15 protein-coding genes are annotated in these 23,714 nt (G+C 53.8%); all 15 read right to left on the bottom strand.

Annotated elements, in window-relative coordinates:
- Positions 1-7 precede the first annotated feature (7 nt).
- Entirely contained in the window at positions 8-3,223 is a 3,216-nt protein-coding gene (locus tag ACI48K_RS06185) for an alpha-mannosidase (RefSeq protein ID WP_475026680.1), read from the bottom strand.
- Between the two features lie 110 nt (positions 3,224-3,333).
- Entirely contained in the window at positions 3,334-5,262 is a 1,929-nt protein-coding gene (locus tag ACI48K_RS06180) for a DUF5010 domain-containing protein (protein ID WP_475026679.1), read from the bottom strand.
- A gap of 58 nt (positions 5,263-5,320) precedes the next feature.
- Positions 5,321-8,503, bottom strand: a complete 3,183-nt coding sequence (locus tag ACI48K_RS06175) for a glycosyl hydrolase family 95 catalytic domain-containing protein (RefSeq protein WP_475026678.1) — start codon at positions 8,501-8,503, stop codon at positions 5,321-5,323.
- A gap of 208 nt (positions 8,504-8,711) precedes the next feature.
- On the bottom strand, positions 8,712-10,295 hold the full coding sequence (locus tag ACI48K_RS06170) for an extracellular solute-binding protein (RefSeq protein WP_475026677.1): 1,584 nt from the start codon (positions 10,293-10,295) through the stop codon (positions 8,712-8,714).
- 80 nt (positions 10,296-10,375) lie between these two features.
- On the bottom strand, positions 10,376-11,923 hold the full coding sequence (locus tag ACI48K_RS06165) for an ABC transporter substrate-binding protein (RefSeq protein ID WP_475026676.1): 1,548 nt from the start codon (positions 11,921-11,923) through the stop codon (positions 10,376-10,378).
- A gap of 54 nt (positions 11,924-11,977) precedes the next feature.
- Complete coding sequence (locus ACI48K_RS06160) at positions 11,978-12,856, bottom strand: carbohydrate ABC transporter permease (RefSeq protein ID WP_475026675.1); 879 nt, start codon at positions 12,854-12,856, stop codon at positions 11,978-11,980.
- Positions 12,857-12,875: 19 nt separating this feature from the next.
- Positions 12,876-13,778 (bottom strand): ABC transporter permease, encoded by a 903-nt coding sequence (locus tag ACI48K_RS06155; RefSeq protein WP_475026674.1) that lies wholly within the window; start codon positions 13,776-13,778, stop codon positions 12,876-12,878.
- 233 nt (positions 13,779-14,011) lie between these two features.
- Positions 14,012-14,170, bottom strand: coding sequence for a hypothetical protein (locus ACI48K_RS06150; protein ID WP_475026673.1), 159 nt, complete (start codon positions 14,168-14,170; stop codon positions 14,012-14,014).
- 498 nt (positions 14,171-14,668) lie between these two features.
- Entirely contained in the window at positions 14,669-16,999 is a 2,331-nt protein-coding gene (locus ACI48K_RS06145) for a helix-turn-helix domain-containing protein (protein ID WP_475026672.1), read from the bottom strand.
- A gap of 191 nt (positions 17,000-17,190) precedes the next feature.
- Positions 17,191-18,015, bottom strand: coding sequence for a carbohydrate ABC transporter permease (locus ACI48K_RS06140; RefSeq protein WP_475026671.1), 825 nt, complete (start codon positions 18,013-18,015; stop codon positions 17,191-17,193).
- Positions 18,005-18,916, bottom strand: coding sequence for a carbohydrate ABC transporter permease (locus tag ACI48K_RS06135; protein WP_475026670.1), 912 nt, complete (start codon positions 18,914-18,916; stop codon positions 18,005-18,007). The genes ACI48K_RS06140 and ACI48K_RS06135 overlap by 11 nt, the downstream gene beginning before the upstream one ends.
- 91 nt (positions 18,917-19,007) lie before the next feature.
- On the bottom strand, positions 19,008-20,279 hold the full coding sequence (locus tag ACI48K_RS06130; RefSeq protein ID WP_475026669.1) for an ABC transporter substrate-binding protein: 1,272 nt from the start codon (positions 20,277-20,279) through the stop codon (positions 19,008-19,010).
- Positions 20,280-20,317: 38 nt separating this feature from the next.
- The gene (locus ACI48K_RS06125) at positions 20,318-21,394 is read right to left on the bottom strand and encodes a Gfo/Idh/MocA family protein (RefSeq protein WP_475026668.1); all 1,077 of its coding nucleotides are present in this window, start codon (positions 21,392-21,394) and stop codon (positions 20,318-20,320) included.
- 244 nt (positions 21,395-21,638) lie between these two features.
- On the bottom strand, positions 21,639-22,652 hold the full coding sequence (locus ACI48K_RS06120; protein ID WP_475026667.1) for a Gfo/Idh/MocA family protein: 1,014 nt from the start codon (positions 22,650-22,652) through the stop codon (positions 21,639-21,641).
- 1 nt (position 22,653) lies between these two features.
- Positions 22,654-23,676 carry a Gfo/Idh/MocA family protein gene (locus ACI48K_RS06115; RefSeq protein WP_475026666.1) on the bottom strand — a complete coding sequence of 341 codons (1,023 nt, stop codon included), beginning with the start codon at positions 23,674-23,676 and terminating at the stop codon, positions 22,654-22,656.
- Between the last annotated feature and the right edge of the window lie 38 nt (positions 23,677-23,714).

Raw genomic sequence — 23,714 nt, 5'->3', positions numbered from 1 at the left:
CCTCGTTTCAGTAATAAATTTTGACGGTTTTGATCTCAAACGGCCGAAAATCTAGCGATATCTCCGCACCGCCCAGCTCAAGCTCCGAAAGCTCTTCCTCCAGCAGGTTCACCAGCGCGGCGCGTTTCGGTGTCACGCCAAGCCGCAGCTTCGCTCCTTTGACGGCGCTGCGTTCCGTTTCGTAAAGACGCAGCACGAACGCATCGTCATCCTCCGCCGGCTTGACGGTTTCGATCAGCACATGGGCCGCATCAACGGCCGCAAGCGATATAAAAGACGGATGGGCTTCGCCCCAAACGGAGAGAACCGGCACATTCAGCTCATAAGCCGGACGAATGACGTTCTCCGCTCCGAAACCGCCGTTGTGCGGCAGGAAGGAGTAGGTGACTTCATGCACGCCCACATCTCCGCGAGGGTCGGGATGTTGGCCGCCTTTGTGCAGCGTCAGCCGGAGATCGGAGCCTTCCGCGGAAACGCCGTATTTGCAATCGTTGAGCAGGGCGACGCCGAATCTCGACTCCGATAAATCGGTCCATTTATGGGCGCACACCTCGAACATCCCTTGATCAATCGAGGTATTGGTGTGCGTAGGCCGCTCGACATGCCCGAACTGCACCTCGTGCCGGGCGCTGTGCGCCAGCAGATCGACATCGAAACCGACTTTAAGCAGTTGATGCGGGTCTTTCCAATCAATTACCGTTTCAAAATCCACCCGCGGACTGTTCGCATGGAAAACCATATCCTGTTCCAGAGACGATTGACGGCCGATCCGGTAACTGCTGCGGATTCGCAACTGCAGCGGACCATCGGCGACAACCTCGCGGCTTAACAGATCCGTTTGAAGTTTCAGTTTTCCCGCCGCATCCCGGTCGATGTCCCAATTGTCCCACGCCCAAGGGATGTCCTCGCCCATCAGCAGAGCGTTAAGCGGAAGCGCTCCAGGCCGACGCAGTTCGCGTCCCGAGTCTTTATCGACATACGAAGAAATATAGCCCTTTTCATCAAACAAAACGGCGGCGAACGGCGTGTCAAGCCGCCGGCCCTCCAGCTTGAACGGTGAAACTGCCGGTTTGGCCTTGCTTGCGGCCAGCTTGACGGTTACTGCGCCCAAAGCCGGCATTTTTGTACCGCCAACGAGCAGCTTCTCCCGGCCCGCCACATCCTTGATCCGCTGCCAGGAAAGCGCGGAGTCCGCCGGGATAAGTTCGGGGCCCTGACCAACGTGCTGTTCCGAATTCTGCGGAACCATCACTTCAACTGTGCCCGTGCGTTCCCAGCTAAGCGAGTTCCATAGCGTTACCGTTTCCTCCGCCGGTTCCGCCGTCTCCGCGAACAAAGAATCGGCCAATGCTTCGGCCTCGGCGATAACTCCACCCACTTCGCGGATGGCGCGGTCATGCACTTCAGGAATGGAGGTGCCCGGAAGAATGTCGTGGAACTGATTGATTAACAGCAGCTCGTAAAGTTCCTCGCGGCGCGCGGCGGCAGACGAAGAAACCGCTCCCTTTTCAAGCCGCCGCACTACCTCCGCCAGTTCCAGCGTTCTTAACGCAAATTCCGCTTTGCGGTTGTTGTGCTTAATCTGATGCATCTGTGTAAGCGTGCCGCGATGGCCTTCGAAATACAGCTCGCCCGAATGCACCGGAGGCGTAAAATCGCTCGCTTCGAGCTCCGCCATAAAGCGGCCGACCCGCGTATGCTCGGCGCGAGGCGCGCCCTCCAAATCCCGAACCCGGCGGGCCGCCTCCAGCATCTCGTACTGGGGACCGCCGCCTCCGTCACCGTATCCGTACGAGACAAGCCGCCGCGAAGCCGCAGTCACCGGAATCCCGCCGCTTCCGGAGACGCTTGATCCGTTGCTGCTGTACCCCGCGCCGTAAATCCGCTGAATCAGCGATCCGGCATCCGGCCAGCAGTGAATGAAATTGAAGTGGGACAATACCGAAGTCCCGTCCAGGCCGCGCCACTTAAACGTCGTGTAAGGGAAGTCGTTCGTGTCGTTCCAGGACAGCTTGGTGGTCAGAAAATATTTCACGTTAGCTCCCGCCATGATCTGCGGGATGGCCGCGCTATAGCCGAAGGTATCGGGCAGCCAGAAGGTGTCCGCCGTATAGCCGAAGTGCTCCCGGGTATACCGCTGTCCTTTCAAAAATTGCCGCACCAGCGACTCTCCCGACACCAGATTGCAGTCGCATTCGATCCACACTGCCCCGTTTGGCTCCCATCGCCCCTCGGCGATCCTTTTTTTCATTCCTTCAAAAATCGCCGGGTAATGACGCCGCATCAGCTCCGCATGAAAGGCCGAGCTTTGGATAAAAGTGTATTCGGGATACTGCTCCATCAAGCTGAGGACATTGGCGTAGGTACGCGCGCATTTTCGGATCGTCTCGTCGCGCGTCCAGAGCCAGGCCGTATCCATATGCGAATGCCCGATGATCCCGGCAACCGGAGCGGATTCGCTGTTTCGGGCGGACAAGAGCGGCTCCATAATCCCCAGGGCCTCGGCAATGCGCGGGCGCCACTCGCTTTCCGGCGCTTCCCCCGGTGCTTGAACGACAAGGTCATAAACCTGAAGCAGTCCTTCGATCACCCGTTTCCGGCGAAATCCGTCCACAGCGTTCGCTGCGGCAAGCTGATTCAGCGTACGCAGTCCAAAGACAAAATCCTTGACGTCTTCACGGCGAAGCATCACCTTCACTGTCCGGAAAATCCGCTCGAACCGGCTGTGGTATCCGTCATTGGACTCGTACGTTTGAAAAGGCTGGGTTCCGAAGCAAGGATGTCCCGCATATGCCTCAAAAGCCAGTTCGAACGAGGCTCCGGCACGAGCTCCGGCGGCAAGCAGCAGCGTATGATGGTTGCCGCGGTTGTCCGCTTCCTTCGGATGGGTGAAAATGCCGCGAGGTTGCCCGTCCACCCAGAACAAGGCCTCCACCGCGTCCAACTCCGCGGTTATGTAAAGATCCCTGCCGGCAACCTCGCCAGGGACCGTATATTTCCCTTTGAACCAAGCCGAACCCCAGGCTTTGCCCCAGACCGTTCCGGGGCTTGCGGGACTCCATTCCTCCGAATCGTCCGGCACCTCATACAAATGGGCATCCGTCTCCCGATATCGGACCGGTATTTCGTCAACCCTTTCAAAAATGCAGGCGGCATAGTTTTCTTCGATTCTTTGCAATTTGTCAAGCGTTTTCGCAATATGACGTTCATGGATCATGCTCATGCTTTTGCTCTCCTCCTTATCCGTCAAGCCGCGTAAAACCGCGGTTCCCGCAAGCTTTCGGGAACCGCGGTCAGTCAAACGGACCTGCCGATGTTCAAATGAAGTCAGGTTTAGTTCGTCCAGTAATTTAAGTTAATACCGCCGTCGAGCAGTTCAAGGCGAACCGTATGGTAGCTGCCTGCCGGGAACGTAAAGCTTCCGGCATCCACCGTCTGATAAGTCTGCCCTCCGCCCGTATTCGGAATCGTAACGGTAGGCCCGGCAACGCCGTCTACGACGAACCGGACTCTGCTGCCGCTATTCTGAGCCGCCGCGCGAACCTTCAGCGTCACGTTGCCCTGCAGCGGAATCTCTTTCCATTCCAGCCATTCCCCGGCCGCCGTGCTGCCGACGTTCCAGCCGCCACCGGTATCCCCGGTCGCTTGCACGTCGATATTGCCGTCGCGATACACGCCAAAGCTGTTGCCCGTCGTTGTATCGCTGTAGCTGTCCGCGCTTTCCGCTTCCACTCTAAGGCTCGTCGGGAACGGATTGCGCGAGAATTGACGCAGGATATTGATCATTTGGTTAGGGTAGTCATACCAGGTATTCGCGTAAGTTCCTTCTCTGCCGCGCCACATGGCCGCGTTTTCTTCCCAATCGGAAAAACCTTCGACCAGGGTCACCAAGCTGTTCGGCACCGTGGCATTCAGATTGTCTTTGAACGTTTGGCCATGGTTTGGTTCAATCAACATATGCGTGTTGCCTACATCAAAGCGGAAGGAAGGAACGGCAACGCCGAAGTTCTTTCCGTTAAAGGCTCTTACCGTTTTTCCACCGGGTACCGGGAACCAATTGTCTACACCGTCGATGACGGAGGCTACAGTAGGATCTTCCGTAAGCCAGGATTGGTCGACGATCAGATACGGATTGATCCCGAACTCCTCCTGCGCTTTCTCGCGAATATATTCCACCATTTTCTTCAAATTGCCGTTGCCTTGATTCGTGAAGGCGAAGTCTCCGACGCCCCATTCGTAAATAACCGGTCTGCCGTCGATTTTAAACCGCAGATTATCGGGCACCGCTTGGAAGAAAGCGCGAAGATTATGGTCCCAAATATACTGGTAGCCGCCTTCGCCGGTTCCGTTCTCGTCGCCGATGTCAAACGGCGGATTATAGCCGCCCGTGTTATGCTTAAAGGCGTTCTTCTTGTCCGTCATCGAAGCAGGAGTGTCGTCGAGCGCGCTGATTTTAAGCTGGTCCGCCGCGCCTCGGCGGTTAATGGCGTCCACCAGGCCGCTCAGCTTCCGTGTATCCCCGCCGCCGTTCGCCGCCATTGGCGGGTCCAGATATCCGCGAATGGTCGGTGCGACGAAGTCGACTCCCGCCGACAACAGCTCTTCCACATAATTATCCCAGAACTTCGTTTCATCAACAGTCGCTTTGAACATCGGCAAATTGAAAATTTGATTGCCTTGGTTGTCATAAGGACCGCCGTGCAGCGTTCTGTCCGAGAAACCGAAGGTGACGCCCAAATAATGCGGACCGCCCGGATTCACGGGAGTGGAGACGACGACCTTTTCAAAAAGCTCCCATGGCCCCGCCGTAGTGCGATCGGCCGTGAGCGGCAGCCCCTCGTCGATATCGGCCGAGACATACCGGCTGTTCACGGTCGAACGGATGTTGACATTGTTGCCGCCGGCGTCGATGATTTCAAATTTCTCGTTCGGGCCGATGGTGCTGGCGCTGGCGACAAGCTGATTGTTGGCCTGCTTCGAAACGTATTTGTTGTTGGCGTTGGCTTGCAATGCGTACAGCCCGCCGCCGGCGTCGCGAATGATAAACTGTTCCCAGGCTCCAACGGCTTCACGGTTGGCGATCAACGGCTCGGCACCGCTATTCTCCGCGCACACGTAATAGTTATTGGACAAGGCTTTTAGGGCGATGGTCTCGCCAATCACCGGCGCCGAAGCGCTTGCCCGTCCGGGCATTCCGGATATCACCGGAACGGCGAGCAGCAAAACCAGCAGACACAGCAGCTGTTTTTTCATGAACATCATTCATTACCTCCGTTACAAAAGTTTGAATTCAAGTTCTTCCAGCGCTTTCCAAGGCTGCCTATCTCAAAAATTTTTCCCATACGCCGACGGATTCGCGGTTAGCGATCAAAGGCTCCGCACCTCCGTTTTCCGCGCACACGTATTGGCCGGTCGCCGCAAGCTGCAGCGAAAACGTGCCGTCGTCATTGTCAATCCAGCGGAACTTCTCCCCGTCCCCAAGGGTTGAAGCCTCCGCGATCAAGCTCTCCGTGCCTGCATTCCCGGCAGTTACATACAAGTTGTTGGCCAGCGCCTGAAGAGCAATCAGGCCGCCGCCGGCGTCAATCACCTTGAACTGCTCCCACGGTCCCGCGACCGGACGGTTCGCGATCAGCGGCTCGTTTCCGGCATTTTCCGCCGTGACGTAAAGCCCGTTAGCCAGCGATGTCATCGCAATCGTCGCTCCGATGGGCGCCGTGCTGCCGCTTTCTCCCGAGTACACCTTGAAAGCGTCGATAGCTGCCACCTGCGCCGTTTTGCTGACGATCCGAATCGTATGCGTTCCCGCGGTCAGCCCGGTTTTGCTGAATACCACCTGCTGAACCTGTCTTGAACCGGATATATTCAGGTTGACGTTCGCTTGGAACTCATTGTCGATATAGACATCCACATTGCCCATATCGCCGAATTTTTCGCTGTAGTAGTCAATGCCGGTCCCCGTAAACGTAAATTCCGCCGCAGCGCCGTTTGTCGTGGTGTAATGGATGTCGTCGCCGTAATCGCCGAGCCCCCGCCCGTCGCTGTTTTGCCAGCCGCTTCCATAGGAGAACCCGACGGACGCGTCGTCGTTGATCATTTCCGGATCCGCATTTCCACCCCCGGAGGAACCAAGCTTCGCGGTCGTTCCGCCTAACGATTTCATACCTTGGTTAGCCGTTCCGGTCAGCGTCGCATGCGTGTAATTGCTCAAAGGTTTATTGGTACGCTCGATGACGTATACCGCGCCGGCTGTCGTCGCAAAGTTAAGCTCCGCGCCGGATGAAGTCAGCGCCACCGAATTGTCCGAAACCCTTCTGACTTGCACCTGCTGGGTGCCCCAAGGGTTGACCACCGTCGCCCCGTTTCCGTAAAGACTCTTTATCCCCACGTATTTGATCTCCCCGCTCTCCTTTTCAGAGCTAACGAGGAAACCTCCGCTTGCCAGCAGCGTGAACTTGGCGTCCATCCCCGGATCCGACGGCAAAGCGGGAAACACGCGGATTTTATCATTGTAGCTTTGCAGCAGCGATTCATTGATCGCCGACAAATGAACGCCCAAATACTCGAACTCGCCGTTCGTATCGTTCGTCCGTCCGTTCGGCAGTGTCTGATACCGCTGAAGCATGGTCTTCATGCCCGAATAAGCCGCGTCCCCAAGTCCCAGCCGGGCCGCTTGAATCGCCCCCGGGTCCCAAATGGCCCCATAGGTGAATATCCGGCTGTTAAAATTATTCACCAGCTTCTGATAGTCCGGCGCGCCGATCCCGCTTACGCTGTAAGGCCACAAGAGCTCCAGAACCACGTTTTCTCCGTTGCGGATCGTGGAGGCCGGCGGCGTATGCGGGAAATATTTGTTCGGATCGGCGGGATCGACCGGATAATCCACCAGGTTATTCAGAATGTTCTGCCATTGGCTGCGCAGTCCACTGTCCGTGCCGAGCTGCTGGCTGACCTGGATCGCCTTCGGGAACAGCGCCCGCACAGCGGCAAGATCGGTAATGGCGTTCTGCACGTCCCAATAAGTCTCATGCGCATTGGAGCTGGCCATATAATATTTGCCTGTCGCATTGTTGAAGGACAGCTTGGCGGCGTAGAACTTGGCGGTCTCCCGCATGAACGGATAGGCCGTGCCGCTCAAATAAGCCGCGTCATTCGTATATTTGTACTGGGCGTACATGTTCAGGGCGGCTTCCACGCCGGTGGAATAGATATCATTCACGAAGTCGCTGCCGATCGTTCCCGCAGCGCTCCCGTTCCACCCCATCGTTTCGGGCACCCAAATGCCGTCAATGCCGTACCTGGTCATCGTATACGCTTTCAACGCGTTATAGTTGCGACTGTACATGTTGTTGAACACATTCATCATATCGGTATGGTTGGAAGCCAGGAACGAATTATAAATGTCCCTTTGATTCCAGTACCAATAGGCGTTGCTCCACTTGCTGCTGTCGTCGTCCCTTACTCCGCTGAACACGCCGTTGATGAAATGAAACGGATAATTGCCGTAACCGCCTGCTGCGATCATGTAAGTGGCCAGATCGTAAATGTTCTCCAAATAATCGGCATCGCCGGACGGATTGGAATATTGCACAAAGGATTTCTCCCAAAAATCATGCCACCAGTCCGTATAGCTGGCTAGCGTCGCCGCGTAACCCGCATTTTTTACGCTGTTCAGCTGCGCTTTGGCTTCATTCACCGAATTATGACCAGGCGCGTTTAATCTGCTGGCGGCAGCGATCCAGACGGTATAGCTGGAAGACGGCGTAATGTTGAGCCGTACCTTCCGTCCATCCACGGCCTGCGTCGTGAAATTGGCCCCTTCTACCGTTGCGGCAAGCGTATACCCGAAGTTGTTCGGATCGGCTTGCCCCCGGCTTAAGCCCGCCACCGTCGGTTCGGTAAACGTATTTACCGTCCGCCAGGTGTTCATGTTCGGCACATCCCCGCCGCCGAAGCCGGAGACATCCCAAAGGCTGAGATCCAGCGCCACGTTTGACACATTAGAGCGTGAATCCTCCACGTGAATGCCAAGCACTTCGGAATTCGGCGAGCCCAGCACCGTTACGGTCCGGTCGTTGTCGTACTTCGTGGTCAGCAAGCCGCCATACAAATCAAGCCGCTGTTGGTAAGTGCTGTAACCCGTATCCATGCCGGGGTTGCTGTACAGATTGACCAGCCCCTGGGACGCAAATCCCTCCTCGGAAGCGTCTACGCCGGATACCTGCATCGTAATTCCGTTTGCGCTCCATACCATGGCTCCAACTTTGCCGTTGCCCACAGTCAGTCCGCTTTTCGGGTCCGTGTTGGGTTTGTTATACACCACGTCATGCTTTGATAAATATGAGGCATAGTCCACATCAAGCGTGCCCGACGCCGTATTGAACGAATAAGTCGTCGGAGCCGCGGCAGCCATTCCGGTGAAAAAGTTGGCCGCGAGCAGCGAAATTACAGTCGCTCCCGAAATCATTTTTTTCAAACGTTTACTGCTTTGCTTGTGTCCCAAATCAACGCCTCCCCGTTTTAAATGTTATTGCCTCCTACAAATAAACGGTCTTAGCAACATGGCCCACGGTTCTCCTAATGGGTCCTCACCTCCTTTCCCGGGCGACCATGCCTCGAAGATTTGGGATATTTGATTATTAAAGAATAATTATGGAAATAAGAAAGCGTAAAGATTGCCGCAGCAGCGAAGGCCACTGCGGCAACCCCATTTATTTTTGCAAGAACTCGTCAATCTGTTTTTGTTTCTCGGCAATGATCTTGTCGGAGCCGGCCTTTTTCAACTTATCGATAAATTCGTTGTATTTCTCTTCAAGCTGAGCGTCTGAGCTGGAGCCGCTTTCCAACACTTTGCGGTATTCGCCGACCACGGCGCTGACTTTTGAAATTTCCGATTTCACGGCATCCGGTTTGAAGTCGAAGCCGGCGATGACCGATTTCTGGAAATTGTTCGGATCGGTCAAATAAGTCAGGAACTGTTTGTCCGTGTCGGTGGCATTGGCCGAAATTCTGGCGTTGGCCCACGGAGTCACCATCCACCATTCGTTATGGAACGTCTTGGTCGTATCCATGCCGTCGGGAAATTTGAATTGATTGTCGCCGACTGCGATAAAGTCCTGACCCTCGATGCCGTACAGGTAAAGATCGCGGATTTCCTTGTCGCTATAAAGCAAATTCAGGAACATCAGCACCCGCTCCGGATTCTTGGAATCGGGGGAAACCACCGTGAAATTGCCGGCTTTAAAGGAACTGACCATCTTAAAGCCGTCGCCCTCAAGTAAAACATAGTCCAGTTTGGCACCCGCTTCGAGTTGGGAAAGCGATGCGGTACGGTCGCCGAGCCAGCCTTCCGGCGCATTGCCGAAGCTGCCGAGCGCAGTCGTATCGGTGCTTGCATCCGTCGTAACCGACGCTTTGTTGAACAACGAATCCCGGTCAATCAAACCTTCACTCCACCAGCGCTGTTTCATTTTCAAAAAGTCCTTATACTGCTGGGTTTCGAACTGGTTAACGACTTTCGGCTCGTTGTTCAGCAGCATGCCGGGAGAGTTGAAATCGTTGCTCGGGAGAAATTCCCGCTGCGTACCCAGGAAGGCCAGAGCCGGATAATCCCCGGTGTATTCACCGTTATAACGAATCCCAATCTTGCCCTTTTCCCCGGCCAGCGCTTTGTTCATAAACGCCTCGACGTCGGCTACGGATTTCAGATTATCTCTGTTATAGCCGTATTTCTCCGCGATATCGGCACGGAAATTAAAGCCTTGCGGATATTCGAGCGGTCCCGGTACCGGAATACCGTATATTTTCCCGTTATATTTATTTGTGTTCACATAATCAGCCGTCAGCCCGTTGTATAAATCCGGAGCGTATTTCGGGAACATCTCGGTGATGTCCAGCGCTCCTCCTTTATCCAGCACCTGTGCGTAGTTTTGCCACCAGCCGTCGTAATAGAAGTCAAAATTTTCACCGGCGGCCAGCTTCACCAGAATTTGGTCCTTGTAGCTATCCCAAGGAATGTATTGAATCTCCAATGAGGCCTGAATCTTTTCCTGAAGCTTTTGGTTTATTGCTTCCATGACCTGGTCGTAATGCTGGGGTTTGTCGCCCGGCAAAATAAGCTTCAGAGTGACTTGGTCAAGCTTGGAATCCGATGTGTTACCGGTTGTGTTGGAAGGGGAATTTTGCCCCTCCTGATTACCGTTGCCACTGTTGCCGTTGTTCCCTCCGGAGCAGCCGCTGAGCGCAAGGACCGCAGCCAGCATGATCGGCAGGAATACCTTCCAGCTTTTTTTCATGTGCATAACCCTCCTGTATCTTTTTTATATGCTATACCGTTAAACGGATTGTAGCCAAGCTAACTTATCCTTTGATGCCGTCATTTCTTCAGGAATTCGTCAATTTGTTTCTGCTTTTCGGCAATAATCTTATCGACGCCCGCTTTTTTCATCTTACTAATAAACTCATCGTATTTGGTTTGCTGCTCGGCGGCCGTACCTGAGCCGCTTTCCAGCACTTTACGATATTCCAGCACCACCGCAGACACCTTGGAAGTTTCCGATTTTACCGGATCGGAGTTGAACTCAAAGCCGGAGATGACGGACTTCTCGAAATTGTCCGGATTCGTCAAAAACTCGATGGTCTTTTTGTCCGTTTCCGTAGCATTGGCCGACAGGCGGGCCTTAGACCAAGGGGTGACCATCCACCATTCGTTGAAAAATGCCTTTGTTTTGTCCTTACCCTCGGGATATTTGAACTGGTCATCTCCCACAGGGATGAAATCCTCTCCTTCGATGCCGTATAAATAATTGTCGCGCACGGCCTGGTCGGTGTAGAGCAGATTCAGGAACATCAGCACCCGTTCCGGATTTTTGGAGGATGGGGAGATTACCGTGAAATTACTGGCCTTGAAAGAGCTGACCATTTTAACGCCTTTTTCCATGAAGACAAAGTCCATACGCGCCCCGGGCTCGATTTTGGACAGTGCCGCCGAGCGGTCGCCCAGCTCGCCTTCAGGTGGATTGCCCATGCCTCCAATGACGCTGACATCGGAATTGGAGAGAGTCACCACATTGGATTTGCTGAACAGCGAATCTTTGTCGGCCAAGCCTTCGTTCCAGCAGTCGTTTTGCAATTTCAGGAAATCTTTGTATTGCTGGGTTTCAAACTGGTTGACGACGACCGGTTCGTTATTCAGCAGCATGCCCGGCGAACTGAAATCGTTGTTCGGAATATATTCCCGCTGCATGCCGAGGAAGGCGGCCGATTGGTAGTTCCCGGTATATTCACCGTTAAACCTGCCCACGATCCTCGTCTTGTCGGCTGCCATCACCTTTCGGCCAAAATCGATCGTATCTTCAAGCGTCTTGAAATCCTCCGGCTTATAGCCGTATTTCTCGGCCAGGTCCGCCCGGAAGTTGTAGCCTTGAGGGTACTCAAGCGGCCCTGGAACCGGTATGCCGTAAATTTTGTCCTTATATTTGTTGGTGTTGATATAATCCTCTGTCAGGCCGTTATACAGATCGGGAGCATATTTCTGAAAAATATCGGTGATATCCTTCGTTCCCCCTTTGGCAAGCACTTGGGCATAGCCGATCCACCAGCCGTGATAGTAAAAATCAAAATTCTCGCCGGCCGCCAGCTTGACCAGAATCTGATCTTTGTAGTTATCCCACGGAATATATTGAATGTCCAATGTGGCCTGGATTTTGTCAGTCAGCTTCTCGTTCAGGGCCTTCATGGCTTCATCGTAATGCTGCGGCTTGTCGCCGGGGAGAATCAGCTTAAGCTGGACCTGTTCCAGCTTTTGATCTCCGGACGTCTTGTTTTGGCCGGTGTCCGCAGAGTTGCTGCTTCCCCCGCATCCTGCGAGACTCATAAATGCGAGTAATAAGATCAGTATAGGTATAAAGCGCTTTATTTTCATAAAACGGATGACCTCCTGATTTTTATCGAAAAAAGCCTTCGGGACGTCAATCATTTACCCTTTAATACTTCCGATCGTCAGCCCTTTAACGAAATATTTTTGAATGTAAGGGTAGACCAATACAATCGGTCCGATGGAAATGATCGTGGTCGCCATCTGAACGCCGTTGGACGGAACCTGAATGAAGCTTGACGTGTCTACCTGGCTGGAGATGAAGGTCAGGTTCGAAATCATCCTTTTCAGCAGCAGTTGGACAGGCATTAGGTGGTCGGATTCAATAAAATTGAGCGACAGCCACCAATCGTTCCAATAGGATAACGCATAGAACAGACCTATCGTTGCCAATCCCGGAGTAGAAAGCGGAATAATAATGCTCAAAAAGGTACGAAGCGGCCCCGCTCCGTCGATCCGGGCGGACTCGGTAATTTCCCGAGGAATCGTTTCGAAGAAGCTTTTCAGGACAAACATATTAAACGGATTTACCAGATACGGAACGATCAACACCCATAGCGTGTCCTTGAGATGCAAATATTTCGTGATGAGAATGTACCAGGGGACAAGACCGCCGTTAAACAGCATCGTGACCAGCACGAAGCCCAGAATAAGGCCGCGTAGCTTCATCTCGCGCTGCGACAGGGAATACGCCAGCAAGCTGGTGACCAGCAGCGCGGACAGGGTCCCGAGCACGGTCACGGAGATGCTCACCAGGAAAGATTGGGTGATCGTATTCAATTGGAAAACCGTCTGATAGGCTAACGTCGTGAAGTGTTCCGGAATCAGCGAAAATCCCCGGTCCAGCAGTATGGACTCCGACTCGAACGAGCTGCCCAGCACAATAAGGAACGGAACCAGGCAGATGACGCCGAGCAGTATGAAAATGCAGTAATTGATGACATTAAACAATCGAAAGCCAAAGCTCTTTTGTTCAACCATGACATTTCTTCCTTTCCTATCAAAAGAGAACGCCCTGGTTCTCGTCGTCCAATTTTTTGGAAACCCAGTTTGCGGCCAAAATCATGATCAGCCCCATTAACGATTGATACAGACCCACCGCCGAAGTCATCCCCATGTCGCCCAGCGTTCTCATCGAACGGAACACGTAGGTGTCAATGACATCCGTCGTGGGATACAGTTGGCCGTTATCGCCTACCAGCGCGTAAATCATCCCGAAATCGCCGTAGAAGATTCTTCCCACCGCCAGGATGAACAACACCAGAATGGTCGGCTTGAGCTGCGGGAGCAAAATACGGGTAATCTGCTGAAACCGGTTGGCCCCGTCAATACGGGCGGCTTCGTAATACTCCGGATTGATACCGGTAATGGCCGCAAGATAGATAATGACGCTGTACCCCGTCGTTTTCCACAAATAAACGATGACCAGAATCGCCGGCCATAAAGCCGGGTTGTTCATAAAATCGACCCGCTCAAGCCCGATGCTGCTCAGCACTTGGTTGATGATCCCTTTTTCGTAAGCGAGAAAAGTCCCGAGGAACAAGGAAACGACGATCCAGGAAATAAAGTAAGGAAAGAAAATCAGATTTTGAAACAGTCTTGCGCCAAGCTTGCTGCGAACTTCGTTTAACAGGATCGAAATCAAAACGGCAAACGTGGTCCCGATCACGATAAACAAGCTGTTCAGAAAAAGCGTATTGTAGGTGACTCGGAACAAATCGGGCGAAGTAAAGAAAAATTCAAAGTTGGAAAAACCCGACCAAGGACTTCCGAATATTCCGTCCGCAAAATTATAATCTTTGAAGGCGATGACGACGCCGAACATCGGCAGATAGCTGAATACCAGAAAGAACAAAATTCCCGGCAACGCCATCCAATATAATGCACGATTCGTTTGCTTCAATCGGCCCCCTCCTCTCGTTGTATAACCGCCGCGGTCCTCTTTATTGTTGCGGGGGAAGGGGTCAAAAAGATACTTTAATATCCGCTTTTAACTCAGAAAAACAACGAAAACGGCTTTTTTGCAGGTTGTACGGCGGTTCTTAACCGGAACGATGGAATAAAAAAACGCCTTACGGCGTCTAAGATCGTCAAGAAACCTCCGTTTTGTTTCAAAGACGGCTAGGTTTCTCTTTTTTAGAAAAGATATGGAGGCTCACTAGAAGAAAGACCATCTTCTTCATGTTCTATGCGGCTGCCATCAATAGCTGTCGAGGCTTTCTCGGGTAGCTTGCCTGCAATGATGCAGTCATTTTCACACATCACTCCCCTTGATCCGGCAGTAACTGCAATCATGCAGTTACTGCCCACGTTTTCCCCCCGTTAGAGCCGAAAACGAGAAAATAACGGTATATTCGCAGGTATTTTGAAATTTCGGGCACCGGAGACGGAAATGACTGCTTAATTGTAGGTATTCAGTGATCCATCCGGATGAGTCCCTCTACGCCTACGCCGACCTGATCATCAATTTCATTTTTTCTATGTTCTGAATTCCCCACATTCCCGCCCCGTAGGCCGCATACATCCTTACCGAGCAAAATAGCGGTCATCTGTGGCGCTATTTGCTCGTTTTGAACTCTTACCCGCAAAATAAAGGAACTTTTTGGCCCTATTTTCTTGCGAGGCTTGGAAAAAACGCTATTTCCCACTTATTCCTCAGAAATAGCGGTAAAAAACCCCTCTATTTTAGAGAACTTTACTTTTTCGGCAAAAATAAAGCCCTTCTTTACCGCTATTTCCGCATCCTCCGTAAATGAAACCGGTGGTCGCTGAAGCCCAGGACCCGGAATTAAATTATCCGGGTTCCTCCTGATTTTGCATTTTCCGGTACGCGTTTGGCGTCATACCGAATTCTTTTTTAAAGACGAAGTAGAAATAGTTGCTCGAACTGAAGCCGGCCTCCCGTGCAATCTCATGGATCAGCATGCCGGAATGAAGGACAAGCTGCCTCGCTTTTTCCAGCCTTAACCGGTTGATCCATTCGTGCACCGACTGGCCGGCGGCTTCATTGAACAATTTGTTCAAATGGCTGACGGAGTATTGCAAATATTCAGATACGTTCGCGACCGAGAAATCCGTTTCTCTGTAATGCTCTTCAATGTATTTAATTCCTTTTTCCACTGTGGCGGCATTTTTGAACTTCTTCTCATCCGTCCGCTCTTCCCAAAGATACGCAAACCGCTCCAATATCCAGTTGCGGATCTCCCGAACGGATTCCTGCTTTCCAAGCTCGGCGTACAGATCGTCGTAACGCGCCGGAACCAGCGGCTGCGCCCGGCCCGGCGACGTCTGCACCTGCTTCAGCGTATTCAGCACCACCTGCGCGATTAAGGAGAACATGTCCCGGTAGGGGTTTTTCTCCAAAAAACACAGGAAGGCGTCCACCGTCTCCTCTACCTTCTGCGGCCTGCACAGCTTCAGTTCATCGGCCATGGCTTTTTCCCGGTCAAACGGATATTCAAGCGCCGGATGGGCGAATCTCTCCTCATACAGCAGCAGACTGCCGGGACCGGAAAAGATGCGAAAGTCGCTGACGGCCAGCGCCCCCTCATAGGAAAAAGCGGATTCGGCCAGCGATGCGGCCGGTTCCCCGATTCCGATCGTCGTCTCCAGCTTCAGGTACTCCCGGATATTCCGCTGGACCGTCCCAAGCTGCTCCAGCAGATCCCCTTCGTTCTCCATCTCCCCAAGAAAGACGGCGATATGATCGGAGCCCATGTCCACTAGGTAAGAGAGCGGATCCCCCCCCAACGTCTCTTCCGCGATGTTCAGCATCGCGTACCGCAGCAAATAGCGGCTTTCTCCGTCATGCACTTCTTCAAATCTCCGGTAATGGTCAATTCGGCAAACGGCCACACGAATCCGATCGGAATGTCCGAACCTGATTCCGTGCCCCTCGGCGTTTTTCCACATCGATGTCACGCTGTAATCGCTGCCCTGCAGCAGTCCGCGCAGGAATTGATCCCGCAAAAGCCGCCTTGTGCGAAGCGAGAAGCTTTCCAGCGTTTCCTTCTTCTTGATCACTTCGTTCAGGACGCGGGAAATCGTCTCGATTTCTCCGGCCGGAGCCGCGTCCTTCACGCTTTTCAGCTGTTTGGCGGCAAGCTGCGTGAGCATCCGGATCGGAGAATACAGCCTTCTCGATAGCAGCAGTGAAATAGCAAAGCTCGCGGCGATCAGGCAAGTTCCGCTCACCAGTGAAATATTGCGGATATGCAGCAGACTGGCAAACAGCCGGACATAGGGGTAAACGCTTACATAAGTAAATCCGGTGCTTTCGAGATTCGTTTTTTGGTAAGCGATGACATATTGCTTTCCGTTGACGGCGGTAACAAAAGTCCCGCTGTTTCGGCCGCTGTCAACCAGCATGTCGTTATACCGGAAACGCGAATCGTCTCCGACGAACAGAGAAGACCCGGACGGCGTGACGAATTGTCCATCATCCTGAAGAATAAACAGCTCGTTATACGGATCGTTCGACATTTCCGCAACCAAGTTGCGAAGGCGCGCGCTGTCCAAATTGATGACCATGGCTCCCTGAATGCGGTTGCTGTTGGAGGACGGCTCCGAGACAATCAGGGAAAGCATGGGATCGCCTTCCTTGTCCTCGTTCGTCCGCAGCAAATATGGGATACGGGGAGAATCGTATTTGAAGTCGACGACATCACGGGTCATCTCCCGGTCGGGAAACCGCTCCAGCGTTAAATTGGGGTAGGCGGAAGAAATTACGGTATCAAGCTGCAGATTGTATAAATAAATGGAATGAACGATCGGATTCATTTGGATAAAACGGTTCATCCGAGTCGTCAGCTTATTCTGATCGAATACATCCATCGGGTCGTCGGAGAACATCGCGCTGTAAATGCTTTCGTCATAGTAAAGATCGTACCCTCCCTTGACGGTGGCGGTGTAGACATAATTGGAAATATTCTGAGTTTGTGCCAGCAATCGGTGGGAAAGTAAATCGATTTCATTTTTCATGACGCTTTCCGCTTTCCAGTAATAAAATCCGAATGCGAACAGCACATTCAGGATATTAAGGACCATGAAGGACAGAAGCAGCTTCACGAAGATGCTGCTCCTCCGCGTATAAATCGTTTCCCGTACAATTCCCAAAAATCGCATGTATGCCGAGCCTCCCGAAACTGTGATGTTGCCTTTCCTTCATGCCCGGCCAAGGCAATGAATCATGAAAGCCGAAGCCGGGAACGAAATAGACCGGCGATAAACAGCTACACCTCGTTTCTTTTCGGTAGCGGCTTGGAAATATCCTCTTTGCCGCTTCATTTTTTTCAGGGAAGATTCGGCGATGAGGCCTAGCCTTTGACGGCTCCCCCCGTGGTTCCCTCGGCAAGATATTTCTGGACAAAAAAACCGACGATAATGATCGGCAGCATCGTAACCGTAGCGGCGGCGCTGCTCTTGCCCCAATCCACCGATACCGAGCCGACGAATCTGGAAATGCCTACCGGCAGGGTGTATGTGTCCATATTCGTTAACTGCAGCGAAAAGACGAGTTCGTTCCAGGAATACTGCATGGACAAAATAGCGGCTGCCGTGATTCCCGGTAAAATAATCGGCAGAATGATTCTCCCGAACGCCTGCATCTTGGTGCAGCCGTCAATCAGCGCGGACTGCTCCAGCTCCTTCGGCACATCCTGCAGAAAACTGATCGCCAGCCATATGACAAACGGGAGATTGATCGCCGTATGGGCGAGCACCGGACCTACATACGTGCCAAGCAGCCCGGCAGCGTTAATCATCACGAACAGCGGAAGCAGCATTGTGACGGCGGGCACAAGCTTGCCCACCATAAAGAAATTCATCAGCGCGCCGGAACGCTTCAGCTTAAAGGAAGTCAGGCCGTAAGCGCACAACGTGCCAAGCGAGACGGCGAGCAGGGAAGACAGAACCGCCACCAGTGCGCTGTTCAGGAAATAAGCGCCGAAGTCTCCGTTTGCAAACGCTTTCGAATAATTGTTCAGCGTTGGATGAAACGTCCATTTGAACGGAACGGTAAAAATATCCTTTTGCGTCTTGAACGAGGTCAACACGACCAGCAAAATGGGGATCACGGTCCAGCCCGCAAACAAAACCAGAATGATTCCTTTGAATCCCCGACGAAGCAGCTTACCTGGCATCGGAGCGTCCTCCTTTCGGTCCTCTGTCCATATACGACGATCTTTTGACCAGCGGCCCGAACAAGGCGATCAGCACGAGCATGGTGATCAGCGATATGGCCATGGCATAACCCATTTCATATTGCTGAAAGCCCTGCTTGAAGGCGTAAATGCTCAGCGACATGGTGGAGTTCGCCGGTCCCCCGCCCGTAAGGGCATAAATAATGTCAAACACGCGAAAAGCGTCAGTGCCGCGAATGAGCGTCACGAGCAGAATGATTTTACCGATCATCGGCAGCGTAATGCGCACCAGCACCCGCCAAAAACCGGCTCCATCGATGCGGGCGGCTTCATACACTTCATGCGGAATCGTCGCCAGACCGGAGGTGACAACCAGCAGAATAAACGGCGTCGTCTGCCAGACATCGGCGATGATGATGCTGAAAAGGGCGTATCCCGGCTTGGACAATCCCCCGAAATAACCGTCCAGTCCGAACAAACGCAGCCATTCGTACACGAGACCAAAGGTCGGATCGTACATATAGCGCCAGATCAGACCGACAATGATCGGAGAGACCAGCAGCGGCATGGAATAAACGGCGCGAAGCGGTTTGGACAGCCAGGTCGGCAGCCCGGTTAAGAGAACGGCCATCCCGATGCCGAGGACAAGCTCCAGTGTAAGCGCGCCCGCAGTAAAAATCAACGTAGTACCCAGCGACCCCAATGCCACCCGGTCCTGAAAAAAAGAAATATAATTTTGCAATCCGACGAATACGGCCGATGCTTCCTGCCCCGCTCCGAATTCGAACAAACTCATCACAACGGCATAACCGAGCGGCAGAATCATGGCCAGCAGGACCACGACCACCGCTGGAAGCACGAGAAAACCCGCCAGGTAGGAACGTTCGGTTTTGACAGGCATGTATGTTGTCCTCCTCCAAAATATAAATGCACCCGGCAGGGACGGAGCTTAGTTCATCGCTCCGCCGCTGCCGGAAATTAACATACGTATCCTATTCGAACGTGCCGGCAAGATCCTGTTGGGCGCTGTCAAGCTGCTCTTTCGGATCGGCCCCGCTTGCGGCGATGGCCGACAAGACCGTCTGCAGCTTATCCATCAGCTTGGGCGCTTCGGGAGTGAGCGGCTGGGTATCGGCCTGCTTCATCGCTTCCCCGACAGCCGGGAAGAACGGGAACTTGGCGACCAGTTCCTCGTCCGTAAACAGAGATTGCCGCCCGGCGATCTGGCCGTTCTTAAGGCTCATCGCTTTCTCGGTTTCTTTGCTGGTCAGCCATGCGGCTAGGCGGTAAGCTTCTTTGGGATGCTTGCTGTCGGCCGTCACGCACCAGTTCCATACGGACAACGTTCCGTAGGACTGTTTGCTGTAAGGGAGCGGCGCGTAACCGATCTTGCCCGCCACGGAGGACTGACTGTCATCCTCCAGCCCGCCGACCTGGCCGGAAATGGTGAGGCCGAGCGGCGCCTGACCGGACTGCACGGCCTTGGTGACTTCGTCGAAATGCCAGGTCGTGCTGCCGTTCATGGAGACGGCGCTCAAATCTTTCCAGAATTGCGCGGTTTCCACATTGGCAGGGCTGTTCAGCGCCAGTTTCCCATCCTCGCCGAAATAATCGCCGCCGTTTGAACGCATCAGCGAAGCGAAAATGTCCACGGCGGCCTGGCCTTGCTTCGCCGGAAGCGCAATTCCCGTGCCCTTATCGTGGAAATGGCGGGCCACCGCCAGCGTCTCCTCCCAGGTTTTCGGAGGCGTCAGCCCCTCCGCTTCCAGCAGATCCTTGTTGTACACCATTAAAGGCAGCTGAATGAACGTAGGGAGCCCGTAAAGCTTGCCGTCTTCGGTCATAATTTGAATCAGATTCGGATTGAAATCCGCAAAGTCAAAATCTTCCGGATTAAGGCTGTCATCCTTCACGTAATCATCGATCGGCAGCAAATAACCGGCTTTGATATATTCGGGGATCCAGATTTCCTGAGCCCAGACCAGATCGTACTCCCCCGTCTTGCCGGACATGTTCAGCGTCTGCTTTTGCTGCAATTGGGCATAGTCGACATCGTCCATTTTGACGGTAATCCCGGTTTCCTTTTCGAACTGCTTCAGCAGCTCCTTCTGATCGTCGGCATGGGGGCCGGCCCAACGCGAAATGGTCAGCGTTGTTTTGCCGCCCGAGTTTCCGGAGGAGGCGCCGTTTCCGGAAGCGCAAGCGGCAAGCGAGAGAAGAATTGCCGTCAAAAGTAAATAGAAGCCTGTTTTTTTCATGTTCATGGCATTTTATCTCCTTTTTTGGGCCCTCCTGTTGGCTCTTATCCAAGGTAAATCGTCTTTTTCTCTTTGGCCGAGGCATACCCGGCTTCCGTCGCCCGCGCGACATGCCAGCCGTCGCGGAAGCTCACCCGGAACGGGCGGTCTTCCCGGAGGCAGGCAATGATGTCCGTCACCTCTCTTTTGTAATGCTGGGCATGAGGCGGCCAGCTTTGATAGTCGTGGGGTTCGGTTTCCCCCGGTTTGATATGCGGCTCAAACCAGCTCCCGCTTGCGGCTCCCCCAAGATGCTCGGAATAAACCTGCAGCTTCGGATGCTTGCTTGTCAGCTCCAATGAAAGAGTTCCTTCCGTTCCGTAAATCTCCAGCGTATTGCGCATCCCCACGTCGATATGAAGGCTCCACAGCGTGTTTAGCGTGCCGAGAGCGCCGCCGGCAAACTGCAGAGCCAAGGCTGCGTTGTCCTCGACTTGAAGCTGCGGCTTGGCGATGTTCGCCGAAAAAGCGGACACCGCGGCGATATCGCCCGCATACCATCTCAGCAGATCGAGCGCATGGGCGCCTTCGTCAATCAGTGCGCCTCCGCCGCCGCGGCCCGGGTCGGTCATCCAATCATCCATGTAATCGGGACAGCCGATTTCCCGGATTCCGGCCAGGCCGATAACCCCGCGAAGCGCGATGATTCGGCCGAGCAGACCGCTGTCGACCACTTCCTTGGCGCGTTCCGCTTCCGGAATAAAGCGGCTGCAGAAGCCCAGCGTGGCAAGCAGGCCGGCTTTTTCCACCGCTTCGGTCATAACGAGGGCATCGGCGGCGGAGGTTGCGATCGGCTTCTCGCAGAACAAATTTTTGCGGGCCGACACGGCGTCCAGCACCATCTGCCGATGATCCCCGTTGGCGGAATGAATAAATATGAAATCGATATCCTTGCGCTCCAAAAGGCGGCGGTAATCTTCGTAATATTCGCCTCCGTAACGGGCTGCGGCTGCTTCGCCGCGGGTCTTGTCGGCGTCCGCGATCGCCGCGATTTCCACATCTTCCATCTCGCTCAGCGCTTTGGAGCGAAAATCGGCATGCACATGCTCGTAACTGATCATTCCGATTCGAAGTTTTGCCACCTTTTATTCCTCCTCGTATGGTAGAGTCACTACATTAACTAACGAAACCAGATTAAACCTATGATCGATCGTATAAAAGGCAGACGTGTGAAATGTTCCTTCGATCGCTGTTGTTCCCGGATTTCTTGAATATATAAATTCAGATTGGGTTGAAATCCGCTCACAAAGGCGACCACTGCCGTTTCTGCCGGAACATCTCACACTCTTGCCATTACACTTCTCGGCTGATGAACTAAATAAAGTTTCACCGGTTCAGCAGAACCGGCGCGCCGCTGCGCAGTGAACGGTAAGCGGCGTCGACCCAGGTCATGATTTCATACCCTTCCGCGCCCGTGGAACGGCACGGAGTGCCATCCCGCAGGCAATCGCGGAAGTGAGTCAGCATATTCAAATGGCCGTCTTTGATAAAGTGCTCGTCAACCGGGTGAAGCTGAGAAAGCGTCCCCCCGCCTTCCCCGGAGCCGCCCGTCATGGTACGGATCGGATGGGAATGCAGCAGGTCGACCAGCGCGTGTCCTTTCGTGCCAAACACTTCGAACCGGGAATCAAACCCTCCGGCCAGCGACCAACTGTCTTCCGTCTGGCCGATGGAGCCGTCGTCGAAACGCATCACGATCACCGATGTATCCTCCGCCTGCTGGTTGTGCAGGAAGGTTCCTGCCTCCGCGTGAAGCTTCACCGCCCGTTTGTCCGCAGCCATCCACTGCAAAAAGGAGAAACCGTGAACCGCCATATCGATAATTGAGCCGCCGCCGGCAAGGGCAGGGTTCGAGAACCAGGAAGCGTGCAGCGCTCCGATGCCTTCGCAGGCCTTATAGCGGAACAGGGAGCCGAATTGCCCGCCGTCCGCCAGTTCTCTCAGCTTCATCAGCGCCGGAATGAAAGGAACATTCTCCGCGTAAAACAGCCGACGCCCGCGTTTTTCCGCCTCGTTGACCATCCGGTAAGCGTCAGCCTCACTGGTGGCCAAAGGTTTGATGCAGATGACATCCTTCCCTTCCGCAAAGGCGGCAAGCGCGATTTCGGCATGGAGATGATTGGGCGTACAGATGTCGACAACATCCACATTCGGATCACCGACCAGCGCTTGATAATTTTCATACGCCGCGGGAATGCCGAATTCCGCGGCGGCGCGTTTCGCATTGTCCGGGTTGCCCGAAGCGATGGCCCGAAGCGCAAACCCTTCAATGGATCGAACCGCGGGAAGATGGGTCATTTTCGCCCAAAAACCGGTTCCGACTACACCGATGCCAATCATGCTATACCCCCGGCACAGGAACGGCCCGGGAGGATTTCATGGAGGAATCGGCCAAAAGCGCCAGCTTCTGCGCCTCCACGGCGTCGGCCCCCGTCGCCTGCGGCGTTGCTTTCCCCAAAACGCTGTACGTAAACTGCTTTGCTTCCTGCAAATAACCGAATTTCCAGAGTACGCCGAGATTGCTCCAGCCTTCCTGAACGGAAGAATTTCCAGCTTCGGTTGTTTTCTTGATAAAAGCGCGGCCGCCTTGAGCTTCCATCAAATCGATGAAAAAGGAGCCTTTCGTTCCGTAAATCTCCAGCGTCTTGTCTCCGTAACCGCTCGACCAGCTTCCGTAAATGCTGCCCATCGCGCCGCTTTTGAATTTGATGGCGCACATCACGTTGTCCGGCGTATCGTAACGGCGCGCGCCCTCGAATACGAACGCTCCGCCGTCGGCATAGACGGAAGCGGCATCCCCCGCATACCAGCGGAACAAATCGAAGGTATGGATGATCGTGTCGATCAGAAGTCCGCCGCCTTTGTCCGGATCATAGAACCAGTCCGCCGACGGCTCCCAGCCGAACACCGCCGAACGCAGCGCGATAATGTCGCCGATTTCTCCGCGGTCCAGCCGTTCCTTGACTTCCACGAACGGAGGCGTAAACCGGAGCATAAAGCCGACCTGCAGAATAACACCGTTCTCCGCCGCGGCTTCATTCATGCGTTCACACTGCGGAACAGTCAGCGCCATCGGCTTCTGGCAAAAGACGTGCTTGCCCGCCCGGGCCGCGTCGATCACCATCTGTTCGTGCAAAAAGGTCGGCGTACATACAAGCACAGCGTCGATTTCATCCGAAGCCAGCATCTCTTGATAGCTGTCATATACGCGCGCTATGCCAAATTTGGCGGCCAGCCCCTCCGCCGCGGGACGCACGACATCAAATACGCCCTGAAGCCGCGATTCCGGGACCTGCGCGTGGGCCGTACACATCACATGGGAAATTCTGCCGGCACCAATAATGCCGATACGAACCTGTTCCATAGATAGAACCTCCATTCATTTTTGTATAAGATCAGCAA

Source organism: Paenibacillus terrisolis, from assembly GCF_056171975.1.
Note: the sequence above shows the minus strand (reverse complement) of the source record. Positions and strands in the feature narration are given on the sequence as shown.